The sequence below is a fragment of the Lysinibacillus louembei genome (assembly GCF_033880585.1).
In the GTDB taxonomy this organism is placed as follows: Bacteria; Bacillota; Bacilli; order Bacillales_A; family Planococcaceae; genus Metasolibacillus; species Metasolibacillus louembei.
This window is the reverse complement of sequence record NZ_CP137624.1, coordinates 3,797,008-3,811,743: the sequence shown is the minus strand read 5'-3', so window position 1 is coordinate 3,811,743 and position 14,736 is coordinate 3,797,008. Positions and strand designations below refer to the sequence as shown.

The following is a 14,736-nucleotide window of genomic DNA, read 5'->3' as shown; positions in this document are numbered from 1 at the left end:
CTGATAGGAGGATGGATTATGAATATCCATGAGTATCAAGGGAAGGAAATCTTGAGAAAGTATGGCGTTGCTGTACCGAAAGGAAAAGTAGCGTTTTCTCCAGATGAAGCTGTGAAAGTAGCGAAAGAATTAGGCGCTAACGTAACAGTTGTAAAAGCACAAATCCACGCAGGTGGTCGAGGTAAGGCGGGCGGTGTTAAGATTGCCAAAAATCTTGACGAGGTACGTACTTACGCAAAAGAACTACTTGGTAAAATATTAGTAACACACCAAACTGGTCCAGAAGGTAAAGAAGTAAAACGTCTTTACATTGAAGAAGGATCAGATATTCGTAAAGAATACTACTTAGGTTTAGTACTTGACCGTGCGACTTCTCGTGTCACTTTAATGGGCTCTGAAGAAGGCGGTATGGATATTGAAGAAGTGGCAGAGAATACGCCTGAAAAAATCTTCAAAGAAGTGATTGATCCTGTAACAGGCTTAACAGGCTTCCAAGCACGTCGTATGGCATTCAATATGAATATTCCAGCGAAATTAGTAAACAAAGCAGTTAAATTAATGCTAGGCTTATACCAAGCATTCGTTGAAAAAGATGCATCAATCGTTGAAATCAACCCATTAGTTGTAACAGGTGACGATGAAGTAGTAGCACTTGATGCGAAATTTAACTTCGATGCAAACGCATTATACCGTCATAAAGACATCGTTGAATTACGTGACTTTGATGAGGAAGATGCAAAAGAAATCGAAGCTTCTAAATATGATTTAAGCTACATCTCTTTAGATGGTAACATCGGCTGTATGGTTAACGGTGCTGGTTTAGCAATGGCAACAATGGATACAATCAGCTATTACGGCGGTCAACCGGCGAACTTCCTTGACGTTGGGGGCGGCGCTACAGCAGAAAAAGTAACAGAAGCATTTAAAATCATCCTATCTGACGTGAATGTAAAAGGTATTTTCGTTAATATTTTCGGTGGAATTATGAAGTGTGACGTTATTGCAGAGGGTGTTATTGAAGCAACGAAGCAAGTAGGGTTAACAATTCCATTAGTAGTGCGTTTAGAAGGTACAAACGTAGAGCTTGGTAAAAAATTATTAAACGAATCTGGTTTAAATATTGTCGCAGCAGATTCTATGGCTGATGGCGCACAAAAAATCGTAGGACTTGTAGGCTAAGGAAGGTAGGGAGAATTAATGAGTGTTTATATTAATAAAGACACGAAAGTAATCGTACAAGGGATTACTGGGGAAACAGCACTTTTCCATACAAAGCAAATGCTTGAATACGGTACAAAAATCGTAGCTGGTGTTACACCGGGTAAAGGCGGCTTAGAAGTAGAAGGAGTACCAGTATTCAATACTGTTCAAGACGCAGTAAATGCAACAGGCGCTAACGTATCTGTTATCTACGTACCAGCACCATTTGCAGCAGATGCAATTATGGAAGCAGTAGATGCAGGCTTAGATATGGCAATCTGTATTACAGAGCATATCCCTGTTCTTGATATGGTGAAAGTAAAACGTTATATGGAAGGCAAGAAAACACGTTTAGTAGGACCAAACTGTCCAGGTGTTATTACATCTGATGAATGTAAAATTGGTATTATGCCAGGCTACATCCATACAAAAGGTCATGTTGGTGTTGTATCACGCTCAGGTACATTAACGTATGAAGCAGTACACCAATTATCACAAGAAGGTATCGGTCAATCAACAGCGGTTGGTATCGGTGGTGACCCTGTAAACGGGACAAACTTTATCGATGTATTATCAGCGTTCAATGACGACCCAGACACATATGCGGTAGTTATGATTGGTGAAATCGGTGGTACAGCTGAAGAAGAAGCGGCTGAGTGGGTAAAAGCGAACATGACAAAACCAGTTGTTGGCTTTATCGGTGGTCAAACAGCACCTCCAGGTAAACGTATGGGACATGCTGGTGCGATTATTTCAGGCGGTAAAGGTACAGCTGCTGAAAAAATCAAAGCGATGAACGCAGCAGGTATTGAAGTAGCAGATACACCATCTGTTATCGGCGAAACATTAATTCGTGTCATCAAAGAAAAAGGTCTTTACGACAAATGTAAAACACATTAATTTCGATTGTTGTGGAAGGTGTAGCATATTTTATGCTACACTTTTTTCTATATAGCGATCCCTATAAGCTATCGTTTACTCCTGTGGTTGCTCGTTGCAGAAAAATTGTGCTCCTGCGGTTACTCGTCGCAAAAAATTTGCTATGCGGTCATACTAACTTTCAATAAGGAGAGATGACATGCAAAATGAAATACAGCAATTATTAGCGTTACACTATGTTTACCCTCTACCATTAAATAAACTTCAGCGCTTATTAAGTGAAATAGGCACATTGCAACAATTGCCAACCATTTCAGCAAGAGAGCTTGCACAAGCACTTCAAGTCCAACTCCAAACAGCTCAAACATTACAGCAAAATTATATAAAGGCAGTTAAAACACCGTTTCAGACGTATTATGAGCGATGTCATATACGTGCAATACCTTTTATGAGTAAATACTACCCAAAAAGCTTATTACAGCTTAGAGACGCTCCTACAGTCATTTATGCGAAAGGGCAGCTTGATTTATTACAACATCCAAGAAAAATTGCCTGTATTGGCTCACGCAATGCGACAAATTATTCAATTATAGCTTTACAATCAATATTGCCACCTTTAATTGCCGAGCGATGTGTCATTGTAAGTGGTCTAGCAAAGGGCGCAGATACACTCGCTCATCGCATGACAATAGAATTAGGAGGCCATACAATTGCGGTTATTGGGCATGGTTTTTCATATATATATCCAAAGGGAAATCGACAGCTTGCTACAGAAATCGCCAATAAGCATTTATTATTGACAGAATACCCACCATACATGGGGCCGAAGAAATGGCATTTTCCAATGCGTAACCGAATTATTAGCGGTTTAAGCTGTGCATTAGTTGTGACAGAAGCTGCAGCTAAAAGTGGTACATTGATTACAACAGACCATGCCCTAGAGCATGGAAAAGATATTTTTGTTGTCCCTGGACCAATTGATTCAGAGCAGTCAAAAGGAACGAATAATTTATTAAAAGAAGGGGCAATTCCGATATGGAACGGGCAGCAAATTGTGGACGAATTACAAATGTTTCAAATGAAATATTGAAAAAAAGTTGCATTCTGTGTCAATCTGTTATACATTTTGCAACAGGTATGCTTTGTATTTCACAAAAATTGTGTAATCAATTAAGCTTTGGTTAAACCAAATTAGGTGTTTGCGCCTGAGCACCTATATTATCCGTGGAGGCTTTATTTCACAAAGCAATTTAACGCCAATTAAAAGGGAATGGAAATACCGTGGCGTATTAAAATATAAAATAAGTAACCTCTCTAAGGGGGAAGAAATGAATGGCAGATTATTTAGTAATAGTGGAATCGCCTGCAAAGGCAAAAACAATTGAGCGATACTTAGGTAAAAAATATAAAGTAAAGGCTTCAATAGGACATGTACGTGATTTACCGCGTAGTCAAATGGGCATTGATACTGAAAATAATTATGAGCCTAAGTATATTACAATTCGTGGTAAAGGGCCTGTTTTACAAGAATTAAAAACAGCTGCTAAAAAAGTGAAAAAGATTTATCTAGCGGCCGATCCCGATCGCGAAGGTGAAGCGATTGCATGGCATTTAGCAACAGCTTTAAATATCGATATCGAATCAGATTGTCGCGTTGTGTTTAATGAAATTACGAAGGACGCAATTTTAGAATCATTTAAACATCCGCGCCCAATTAATTTAGATTTAGTAGACGCACAGCAAGCGAGACGAATTTTAGACCGCCTTGTTGGCTACAATATTAGCCCAATTTTATGGAAAAAAGTAAAAAAAGGCTTATCTGCTGGGCGAGTGCAATCTGTTGCGCTACGCTTAATCATCGATCGAGAAAATGAAATTACGAACTTTGTGCCAGAGGAATATTGGACAGTTGAAGGGCTATTTGAAAAAAGTAAAAAGCAATTTGATGCACTTTATTATGGTGATGGAGCAGAGAAAATTAAGCTAACAAACGAAGAGCAAGTGAAGGCAATATTGAAAAATATTAAAGGCGACCACTTCACTGTAACGGATGTTACGAAAAAGGAACGTAAACGCAATGCAGCACCAGCGTTCACAACTTCCTCACTACAACAAGAGGCAGCACGTAAGCTAAATTTCCGCGCGAAGAAAACGATGATGCTTGCACAGCAGCTATATGAAGGTATTGATATCGGCAAAAAAGAAGGAACGGTCGGTTTAATTACGTATATGCGTACAGATTCGACACGTATTTCTGAAACGGCAAAGGCCGAAGCAATGCAATATATCGATACAAAATATGGTAAAGACTATATTGCGACAGAGCCAAAGCAAGCGAAGAAACAATCGAATGCACAGGATGCGCATGAAGCAATTCGTCCTACGAGCGCAATGCGTACACCAGATGAGTTAAAGACAGTATTAAGTCGTGACCAGCTGCGCTTATATCGACTAATTTGGGAGCGATTTATTGCTAGCCAAATGGCACCTGCTATTTTAGACACAGTTTCTGTCGATTTATTAAATGAAAATGTAAAATTTCGAGCAAACGGTTCTCATGTGAAGTTTCCTGGCTTTATGAAGCTTTATATAGAAGGTACAGATGATCAAACCGAAGAAACGACAAAGCTCCTACCAGAGATGGAAATTGGCGATAAAGTAAAAACGGTATCGATTGAGCCGAAGCAACATTTTACACAGCCACCTCCTCGTTACTCAGAGGCACGCTTAGTAAAAACTTTGGAAGAGCTAGGTATTGGTCGACCTTCCACATATGCACCTACGTTAGATACAATCCAAAAACGTGGCTATGTACAGCTTGATGCGAAACGTTTTGTTCCTACTGAGTTAGGCGGCATTGTTCATCAGCTTGTGCTTGAATTTTTCCCAGAAATACTGAACATTGAGTTTACAGCAAAAATGGAGCAGGATTTAGATGGTGTAGAAGAAGGTATGACCAATTGGGTACAAGTTATCGATGTCTTCTATAAAGATTTTGAAAAACGTGTAGAATATGCGGATGAAGCGATGGAAAAAATCGAAATCAAAGATGAGCCTGCTGGCGAGGATTGCGAAAAATGTGGCGCGCCAATGGTATTCAAGCTTGGACGTTATGGCAAATTCATGGCTTGTTCGAATTTCCCAGACTGCCGCAATACAAAGGCGATTGTCAAGCCGATTGGTGTACAATGTCCTACATGTAAGGAAGGCGAAATTGTTGAGCGTAAAAGTAAAACGAAGCGTCTGTTCTACGGCTGCAATCGCTACCCAGAATGTGAATTTGTGTCATGGGATAAGCCGATTAACCGTCCATGTCCAAAATGTAGCTCATTATTAGTTGAAAAGAAATTGAAAAAAGGTGTACAAATTCAATGTACAAATACAGATTGTGATTACGAGGAAACACCATCACAATAGAAAGTTGGTAAAGTAAATGTCAGAGAAAATAGTAAACGTTATTGGGGCAGGCTTAGCTGGCAGTGAAGCAGCATGGCAAATCGCAAAGCGTGGTATCAAGGTACGCCTTTATGAAATGCGACCTGTCAAGCAAACGCCCGCGCACCATACAGATAAATTTGCGGAGTTGGTATGCTCTAACTCTTTACGTGCGAATACGTTAACAAATGCGGTAGGCGTCATTAAAGAAGAAATGCGGATGCTGGATTCCGTCATTATGAAGGCGGCGGATAATTGTTCAGTGCCAGCAGGTGGAGCGTTAGCGGTAGACCGTCATGAATTTGCAGGCTATGTAACGGAAGCGGTGAAAAACCATCCATTAGTAGAGGTCATTCATGAGGAAGTAACAGAAATTCCAGAAGGCATTACTGTTATTGCAACAGGTCCTTTAACATCAAAGGCATTAGCAGAGAAAATTCAAGCATTAACAGGTGAGGAATATTTATACTTTTATGATGCGGCAGCGCCTATCATCGAAAAAGATTCGATTGATATGGACAAAGTGTATTTAAAATCACGCTATGATAAAGGGGAAGCAGCTTATTTAAATTGCCCAATGACAAAGGAAGAATTCGATCGTTTCCGTCAAGCATTAATTGAGGCAGAAGTTGTACCACTGAAAGAGTTTGAAAAGGAAATTTATTTTGAAGGCTGTATGCCGATTGAAGTTATGGCAGCACGCGGTGAAAAAACAATGTTGTTTGGACCAATGAAGCCAGTTGGATTGGAAGATCCGAAAACAGGTAAGCGTCCATATGCGGTTGTGCAATTGCGCCAAGATGATGCGGCCGGCACATTATACAATATTGTTGGCTTCCAAACGCATTTAAAATGGGGTCCACAAAAGGAAGTATTGCAGCTAATTCCAGGGTTAGAAAACGTTGAAATCGTACGTTATGGTGTGATGCATCGTAATACATTTATTAACTCGCCGAAAGTATTGGCAAAAACATATCAATTAAAAGCACAGCCAACGATTTTCTTTGCAGGTCAAATGACAGGTGTTGAAGGCTATGTTGAATCAGCAGGAAGCGGCTTAATTGCCGGTATTAATGCAGCGCGTTTAGCAAAAGGTGAGGAGCTATTATACTTCCCAGAAGAAACAGCGCTTGGCTCAATGGCACGCTATATTACGGAAGCAGCTTCGAAAAACTTCCAGCCGATGAATGTCAATTTCGGTCTGTTCCCAGAGCTAGGTGAGCGTATTAAATCAAAAGCAGAGCGTGCGGAGCGCCATGCGAACCGAGCATTGGAAACAATTCGTAATTTTGTGAATTCGAGAACAATTTAATTGCAGAAAAGCCCTTTGAATTGTATAATTTGAAGGGCTTTTACCTTGGTTCAGCAGAAACCCCTTTCCTCAGTAGAGAGGGGATGAATGCCATATGTTTACTTAGTGCAGTGGGTGGTTGGATACCCACTGCACCGAGATAAAGCCTTCGGTGGAGGCCACAGATTTTGAAAAGGAGGCCTGCACGATGCAGGTCAGTTCACCGTTGTCACAGGAAGTGACGGCTTTAGGTGAACTTCTACTGCAAACAAGCTTGAAAAAATTTGGACGCAATTACGCGGAGGCGTAATTGATTTAGATGATATGTAAAAAATTATGGTGTCTTACGACTGCTTGTCATGCAATTGACAAAATCCATTGATTTTTTAAAATTTACGCATATTTTACTTGCTAATTTTGGAGTTACGGTATAGTGTCAGTATGTAATTAATTTGCTCCGCTTAAGGAGGCTATGTTATGTCAAATCAGCAAAATGAGTGGCTGCATCAGTTTATTCGCTATGTGCAAATTGAAAAAAACTTTTCTGTACATACAGTGCGGGAATATGAGACTGATATTCAGCATTTTTTGACGTTTTTACAAACGGAAGGTATTAAAAGTTTACAAGATGTTGAATATATTCATGCAAGATTGTATGTGACAAAGCTTTATGATGAGAAAAAAGCAAGAGCATCTATTTCAAGAAAAATATCTGCTATTCGCTCCTTCTTCCGCTTTTTGCATAGAGAATTTGATTTGGACGATTCATCTTTTCGATCATTGTATCACCCGAAAAAAGAGGAGCGACTTCCAAACTTTTTTTATGAGGAAGAGCTGACACAACTATTTGAAGCGAATCAAGGGCAAGATTTTCAATCGCTGCGCAATATCGCTTTGCTGGAGCTGCTTTATGCAACAGGTATTCGAGTAAGCGAGTGTACGGCATTGGAACTATCTAATATCGATTTCCATTATTCGATACTTCGCGTTATGGGGAAAGGGCGTAAGGAGCGCATTGTACCGTTTGGTGAATATGCACGTACAGCGCTGCAAACCTATATTGAGGAAGCGCGACCACATATAATGAAAAAGACGGAGCATTCTTATCTTTTTGTCAATATGCGAGGTGGCGAACTTACGCCACGAGGTGTACGTCATATACTAAATGAGATGGTAAATAAAGCTAGCTTGCATACAAAGCTTTATCCGCATATGCTAAGACATTCATTTGCTACACATTTATTAAATAACGGTGCAGATATGCGTACTGTACAAGAGCTATTAGGACATGCACATCTTTCCTCGACACAAGTATATACACATGTGACGAAGGAGCATTTACGTAAAACGTATATGAATACACATCCAAGAGCTTAAGGAGGAATCTATTTGGGGCAAATACATGCAACGACGATTTTTGCAATCCATCATAAAGGTGGTTGTGCAATGGCTGGTGATGGTCAAGTAACGTTAGGAAATGCAGTTGTGATGAAACATACAGCAAGAAAGGTCAGACGTCTGTTTAATGGCAACGTATTAGCAGGCTTTGCTGGGTCAGTAGCAGATGCTTTTACTTTATTTGAAATGTTTGAAGGTAAGTTAAACGAGTATAATGGTAATTTACAACGTGCAGCTGTTGAGGTAGCTAAGCAATGGCGCGGTGATAAAATGTTGCGTCAATTAGAAGCAATGTTGCTTGTAATGGATAAATCTACTTTGCTTCTTGTTTCAGGGACAGGAGAAGTCATTGAGCCAGATGATGGTATTTTAGCGATTGGCTCAGGTGGTAATTATGCATTATCTGCGGGTCGCGCATTGAAGCAACATGCAGGGGAGCATTTAACGGCACAGCAAATTGCAGAGGCAGCTTTAACGACAGCTGCTGATATTTGTGTATTTACAAATCATAATATTATCGTGGAGGCGCTATAATGACGACAAACTTAACGCCAAGACAAATTACGGAACATTTAAATCGTCACATTGTTGGGCAAAATGAGGCAAAGCGTGCAGTAGCAATTGCACTGCGTAATCGCTATCGCCGTTCTTTACTGAACGATGAAATGAAAAGTGAAATTATCCCGAAAAACATCTTAATGATTGGTCCAACAGGTGTTGGAAAAACGGAAATCGCAAGACGTATTGCGAAGCTGACAAAAGCGCCATTTGTTAAAGTGGAAGCAACAAAGTTCACAGAAGTAGGCTATGTTGGACGCGATGTAGAATCAATGGTACGGGACTTGGTAGAGGCTTCGTTACGCCTTGTTAAAGAAGAAATGTTAGCAACTGTAAAGGAAGAGGCAGAAAAGCTGGCAGACCAAGCGATTGTGAAATTGCTAGCACCTTCAAAAAAGAAGGCGAAAATGCAGCAAAATCCATTTGAAATGCTTTTTGGACAAAAGCAAGAGCAAGCTGAGCAGGAAAATCCGGCGGAAGAAGCAGAAATAAGCTCCCGTCGCAGTCAGATTGCAACGGATTTAGCACAAGGTAAGCTTGAAAACCAGTGGGTAACAATCGAGGTCATGGAGCAAGCAGCACCATTAATGGATATGCCAGGAATGGAAATGCAAATGAGCGGCATGCAGGATATGTTGGCGAATTTAATGCCAAAGAAAACAAAGAAGCGCAAAGTGCAAGTAAAAGATGCACGTCGTATTTTAACGTTGGAAGAGGCCAACAAATTAATCGATACAGATGAACTAACAGCAGAAGCGATTCAGCGCGCTGAACAGACAGGTATCATCTTCATTGATGAAATTGATAAAATTGCAAGCAAAGACAGCGGCTCTTCAGCAAATGTTTCACGCGAGGGTGTACAGCGCGATATTTTGCCAATCGTAGAAGGTTCTACTGTAACGACGAAATATGGTCCTGTAAAAACAGATTATATGCTATTTATTGCAGCAGGTGCTTTTCATATGTCAAAGCCGAGTGATTTAATTCCGGAATTGCAAGGGCGTTTCCCAATTCGTGTGGAACTGGAAAAATTAACGAAGGAAGATTTTGTCCGCATTTTACAAGAGCCAGACCAATCGCTTATTTTGCAATATAAAGCCTTGCTAGAAACGGAAAATGTAACAATTGAATTTTCAGATGAAGCGATTGATTGCATTGCTGAAATTGCAACAGAAGTTAATCAAGAAACAGATAACATTGGTGCAAGACGCTTGCATACAATTTTAGAGCGCCTATTAGAGGAGCTATCATTTGAAGCTTCTGAAATTGCACCAGCACATATTGAAATTACCCCTGCATATGTTGAGCAAAAACTAGGAAATATCGTGAAAAATAAAGATTTATCACAATTTATTTTATAGCAAATGTTATTTCATGAAAAAATGTAGAAGTCTTTACAATATTTAAAACATAGATAATTGCTATAAATTATAAAAACCTTTAGAATATTACGTAAATACAGAAATAGCCTTAGGAGGACTATAGAAAATGAATTTATTATCAAAAACAAGAAAAATTAACGCAATGCTTCAAGCGACTGCTGGTAAGCCAGTAAACTTTAAAGAAATGGCGGATACGTTAGGTGACATTATCGACTCTAACGTCTTTATCGTAAGTCGTAAAGGGAAGCTTTTAGGTTTATCAATTCACCAGCAAATCGAAAATGAGCGTATTAAAAAAATGTTTGCGGAGCGCCAATTCCCAGAGGAGTATACACAAAACTTATTTAATATTACAGAAACATCGCCAAACTTAGATGTAAATAATGAACATACAGCGTTCCCTGTTGAAAATAAAGATTTATTTGCATCTGGTTTAACAACGATTGTTCCAATTATTGGTGGTGGAGAGCGTTTAGGGACGTTAATCCTTGCACGTATTAACGATCAATTTAGCGATGATGATTTAATTTTAGCTGAGTATGGTGCAACAGTAGTCGGCATGGAAATTTTACGTGAAAAAGCTGAGGAAATTGAAGAAGAGGCTCGTTCAAAAGCTGTTGTGCAAATGGCGATTAATTCATTATCATACTCTGAGCTTGAAGCGATTGAGCATATTTTCGAGGAGTTAGATGGTCACGAAGGGCTACTTGTTGCTTCAAAAATTGCAGACCGCGTAGGTATTACTCGTTCAGTTATTGTCAATGCATTACGCAAGCTGGAGTCTGCTGGTGTAATTGAGTCGCGCTCACTTGGGATGAAAGGTACTTATATTAAAGTATTGAACGATAAATTTTTAGTTGCATTAGCTGAAATTAAAATGAAATAAAAAGCGTTTTCGTTATAGGCTGTTTAAAAGTGATATCACTTTTAAACAGCCACTTTTATTGTTCTATTAAAAGAAGAAAAGATTTTATACATTTTAATATAAATTATTTTTTACATAGTCCTAACAGTCTGGTGCTAAAAATAGTCTTATTGATTTATTTTTTAAATGAAACATAGTGATTAATGTAGATTTTTTGGTAATATTTATCGTAACGAAGTAAAAAAATGATATTTTACATAAAAATCCATTTTGATTTTTCGATAATGAAGAGAAAGAAATGGAATAAAATAGTTCTTATAGACTATCTAAAAAAGCTAAAAGACAATAGACACTATGGATTAACTTAATTACAATTAAACTAACAAAACTATTATCGAAATGTGACGAATACCCTATATATTAAAAGAGGTGGATAGTGTGGATTTATTCGGTGGAACAATTCGCAATATAGAAAATGGCCTTTCTTATGCGACTTTAAAACATAAAACAATTGCTAACAATATTGCAAATGTCGATACGCCAAACTATAAGGCGAAAGATGTCAGTTTTAGAAGTATGTTAGAAGGTGCTAAACAAACATCAATTGCGGCAAATAAAAACGATGTTCGACATTATGATTTCGATGCAGAGCAATTTAAATCAGGCGTATTTGATTATGCAAATTTAAGAGCTCGTCATAATGGAAATGGTGTAAATATGGATGCAGAGCAAGCTAAACTGGCTGAAAATACAATCTATTATAATGCGCTTATTGACCGTGTAAATGGAAAATTAAATACACTAAATACAGTAATTAAAGGAGGGAAATAAGTATGACAATCTTTCATAGTATGAATACAACTGCCTCCGCTTTAACAGCACAACGTTTACGTATGGATGTAATTTCTTCAAATATGGCAAATATTGATACGACAAGAGCAAAGCAAGTGAATGGTGAGTGGGAGCCGTACCGTCGTAAAACAGTCACTTTAACAGCAAAAGAAGGTCAGTTTTCAAACTTTTTAAATGTAGCAATGGGGAAAACTGTGAAACATGGTGTCGGGAATGGCGTGAAGGTATCACGCATTAACGAAGATAATGAAACACCGTTTAAGCTTGTTTATGATCCAACACATATTGATGCAGATGAGAATGGTTATGTAAGAATGGCAAATGTAGACCCATTAAAAGAAATGGTTGATTTAATTTCTGCAACGCGCTCCTATGAAGCGAATGTAACGGTGTTCAATGCCAATAAATCGATGCTGTCAAAAGCTTTAGAAATCGGCAAATAACAAATTTGAAAGGAACGGTGATTAAACATGGCGATGATTAACTCCATATCAATGTTTACTCAAACACAAGGAGTACAGCAAGCTAATAAGTTAACAGCAACACCTTACGAGGCGCAGCAAAATTTTGCGGCAACATTAAAGGACGCAATTGCACAAGTGAATGCGCAACAAATTCAATCCGACACATTGACGAATAAATTAATTAATGGTGGCGATGTGGATTTACATGAGGTAATGATAGCTTCACAAAAAGCGAGTATCACACTAAATGCCACAATGGAAGTTCGAAATAAAGTGGTTGAAGCTTACCAAGAAATTATGCGAATGAGTGTATAATCAATTACGCCTCGGTTAATGATTTTTCAAATTTTTGGAGCTAACGGCGCAGAAAGTAGTCTGCGTCGTACAGGTTCTTTTCAAAATTTGTGACATTCACCAAAAGATTTATTTTGATTCAGCAAATGTTTAAATATCTGCTGAAGTAAATGCTAATGAAATATGTATCTCGTCATTTGTCGAGGTCAAAGCTTTCTGTACCTATTGCTATGCTTTCAGTACAAAATACATTGTTGAATCAAAAAACAATTATGACGAAAAAATTCGTCTTGATTTAGCACATGATTTTATGACGAAATGGATGCGTTAAGTACATAAAGCCTAAGCTTGTAGAGTGACAAAACTAGCGCATTTCAGCAGGCATTTAAATTTAGCTCAATCAAGTTAAAGTTCCTGATAAAAAGCACAGGTTAAAAATTGAACAAATATTCGCAAAGGCGTAATTGTTTATAGCATTCACTATTACCGGAGGATCCATAATGAATGAACGATTAACAAAAGTAAAAACCGATTCGACCAATTTTTGGTCAAGTCGTACAAAAAAGCAAAAAGGCGCGATGGTCGGTGCACTGGTAGTAATTATTGCATTTGCAAGCATCCTTACATATCTTTTAACACGCACAGAAATGGTCCCGATGTATACGAATTTATCACAGGCTGAAGTTGGGCAAATTAGAGATGTTTTAGAGGCGGATGGTGTTACATACGAAATTACAGCAGGTGGTACAAATATTTTAGTGCCAGCAAAGCAAGCAGATGCATTAAAAGTATCTTTGGCAAATCAAGGATTTCCGAAAACCGGTGGAATTGACACATCATTTTTTGCTGAAAATGCAGGGTTTGGGATGACTGATAATGAATTCGAAGTGTTGAAAAACGAGACAATGCAAACAGCTATTGTAAATTTATTAAAACAAGTTGATGGGGTAGAAGGTGCCCGGGTAAATATTACAATGCCAAAGCAAGGTGTCTTTTTACAGGATGGACAAGGAGAAGCAACAGCGGCTGTAATGTTAACTACAGCACCTGGACATCAATTTACAGAAACTCAAATTAAAACATTATACAGCTTAGTAGCAAAAAGCGTGCCTAATTTACCATTAGAAAATATTGAAATTTCAAATCAGCATATGGAATATTATGATTTGGAATCAGCTACGTCTGGTGGTTCAGTAGCGACTCCAGAAGGACAAATGCAGCTGAAGAAAACGGTTGAACGTGATTTACAGCGCCAAGTCCAAAATATGTTAGGTACATTGATGGGACAAGATAAAGTGTTTGTATCTGTGACAACGGATATTGACTTTAAAAAGGAAAATCGTCAAGAAGATCTTGTAGAGCCTGTTGATGAAGAAAATATGTCAGGAATTGCGATTAGCGCCCAAACTATTACAGAAACATATACTGGAACTGGAGCTACGGCAACTGGTACACCAGAAGCAGGACAACAGACAGATAATTTCACAGATTATGTAGAGGGTGCTGCAGGAAATGGTGATTATGAACGAATCGAAGAAAAAGTAAATAGCGATGTAAATCGTATTCGCAAAGATATTCAGGAGTCACCTTATAAAATTCGTGATATTGGTATTCAAGTTGGTGTAGAGCCACCAAACCCAGAAGATTTAGCATCATTGCCAGATGAAAGTGTGGCGGCGATTCGAGAAATGTTAGCATCTATTATTAGCACATCGCTTAATAAAGATGCAGTAGGTGATTTAACAGATGAAGAGGTTGCAAGTAAAGTTGTTGTTACAGTACAGCAATTCTATGGAAAAGACGTTGCAGTAGATACAGAAACAACAGCAATTCCTTGGTGGGTTTGGGTAATTGGCGGCGTATTATTAGTTGCAATTGTACTTTTAGTATTCTATATTTTACGTTCTCGCAAACGTAAAGAAGAGGCGGAACTATCAGCGATTGAAGAACAACAAGAACAAATTATTGTTGATGATATTGCTGATGAAAAAGAAACAGAAGCAACAGTGCGTCGTAAGCAGCTAGAAAAAATGGCAAAAGAAAAACCAGATGATTTTGCCAAGTTGTTACGTAGTTGGATTGCTGAGGATTAATTTTGACTCGGTAGACGTCAATTTC

The 14,736-nt window shown here is 38.5% G+C and carries 13 protein-coding genes; all 13 read left to right on the top strand.

All coding sequences use genetic code 11. The features are described 5' to 3' along the window. Window positions 1-18 precede the first annotated feature (18 nt). The 13 genes from sucC to fliF all read left to right on the top strand — a co-directional run bounded on the left by sucC (window position 19) and on the right by fliF (window position 14,711). The gene (gene sucC / locus R6U77_RS19065) at window positions 19-1,179 is read left to right on the top strand and encodes an ADP-forming succinate--CoA ligase subunit beta (protein ID WP_293921351.1); all 1,161 of its coding nucleotides are present in this window, start codon (window positions 19-21) and stop codon (window positions 1,177-1,179) included. Between the two features lie 18 nt (window positions 1,180-1,197). Next, complete coding sequence (gene sucD / locus R6U77_RS19060) at window positions 1,198-2,100, top strand: succinate--CoA ligase subunit alpha (RefSeq protein WP_293921350.1); 903 nt, start codon at window positions 1,198-1,200, stop codon at window positions 2,098-2,100. A gap of 178 nt (window positions 2,101-2,278) precedes the next feature. Continuing rightward, window positions 2,279-3,169, top strand: a complete 891-nt coding sequence (dprA, locus tag R6U77_RS19055) for a DNA-processing protein DprA (protein ID WP_319836824.1) — start codon at window positions 2,279-2,281, stop codon at window positions 3,167-3,169. Between the two features lie 242 nt (window positions 3,170-3,411). Next, entirely contained in the window at window positions 3,412-5,496 is a 2,085-nt protein-coding gene (gene topA / locus R6U77_RS19050; protein ID WP_319836823.1) for a type I DNA topoisomerase, read from the top strand. A gap of 16 nt (window positions 5,497-5,512) precedes the next feature. After that, window positions 5,513-6,826 carry an FADH(2)-oxidizing methylenetetrahydrofolate--tRNA-(uracil(54)-C(5))-methyltransferase TrmFO gene (gene trmFO / locus R6U77_RS19045; protein ID WP_293921345.1) on the top strand — a complete coding sequence of 438 codons (1,314 nt, stop codon included), beginning with the start codon at window positions 5,513-5,515 and terminating at the stop codon, window positions 6,824-6,826. 456 nt (window positions 6,827-7,282) lie between these two features. Further along, window positions 7,283-8,182, top strand: a complete 900-nt coding sequence (gene xerC, locus R6U77_RS19040; RefSeq protein WP_319836822.1) for a tyrosine recombinase XerC — start codon at window positions 7,283-7,285, stop codon at window positions 8,180-8,182. A gap of 12 nt (window positions 8,183-8,194) precedes the next feature. Continuing rightward, window positions 8,195-8,737: an ATP-dependent protease subunit HslV gene (gene hslV, locus R6U77_RS19035; RefSeq protein WP_293921343.1), complete on the top strand. Its 543-nt coding sequence runs from the start codon at window positions 8,195-8,197 to the stop codon at window positions 8,735-8,737. Beyond that, a complete protein-coding gene (gene hslU / locus R6U77_RS19030) occupies window positions 8,734-10,122 on the top strand; it encodes an ATP-dependent protease ATPase subunit HslU (RefSeq protein WP_319838401.1) in 1,389 nt (462 codons plus the stop codon). Before hslV ends, hslU begins: the two co-directional genes overlap by 4 nt. A gap of 127 nt (window positions 10,123-10,249) precedes the next feature. Next, window positions 10,250-11,029, top strand: coding sequence for a GTP-sensing pleiotropic transcriptional regulator CodY (gene codY / locus R6U77_RS19025; RefSeq protein WP_293921342.1), 780 nt, complete (start codon window positions 10,250-10,252; stop codon window positions 11,027-11,029). Between the two features lie 417 nt (window positions 11,030-11,446). Then, a complete protein-coding gene (gene flgB / locus R6U77_RS19020; protein WP_293921341.1) occupies window positions 11,447-11,839 on the top strand; it encodes a flagellar basal body rod protein FlgB in 393 nt (130 codons plus the stop codon). A 2-nt stretch (window positions 11,840-11,841) separates the two neighbouring features. Then, on the top strand, window positions 11,842-12,303 hold the full coding sequence (gene flgC / locus R6U77_RS19015; protein WP_319836821.1) for a flagellar basal body rod protein FlgC: 462 nt from the start codon (window positions 11,842-11,844) through the stop codon (window positions 12,301-12,303). A 33-nt stretch (window positions 12,304-12,336) separates the two neighbouring features. Further along, the gene (fliE, locus tag R6U77_RS19010) at window positions 12,337-12,639 is read left to right on the top strand and encodes a flagellar hook-basal body complex protein FliE (protein WP_406601117.1); all 303 of its coding nucleotides are present in this window, start codon (window positions 12,337-12,339) and stop codon (window positions 12,637-12,639) included. Window positions 12,640-13,118: 479 nt separating this feature from the next. Further along, window positions 13,119-14,711, top strand: a complete 1,593-nt coding sequence (gene fliF / locus R6U77_RS19005; RefSeq protein WP_319836820.1) for a flagellar basal-body MS-ring/collar protein FliF — start codon at window positions 13,119-13,121, stop codon at window positions 14,709-14,711. Window positions 14,712-14,736: the final 25 nt, after the last annotated feature.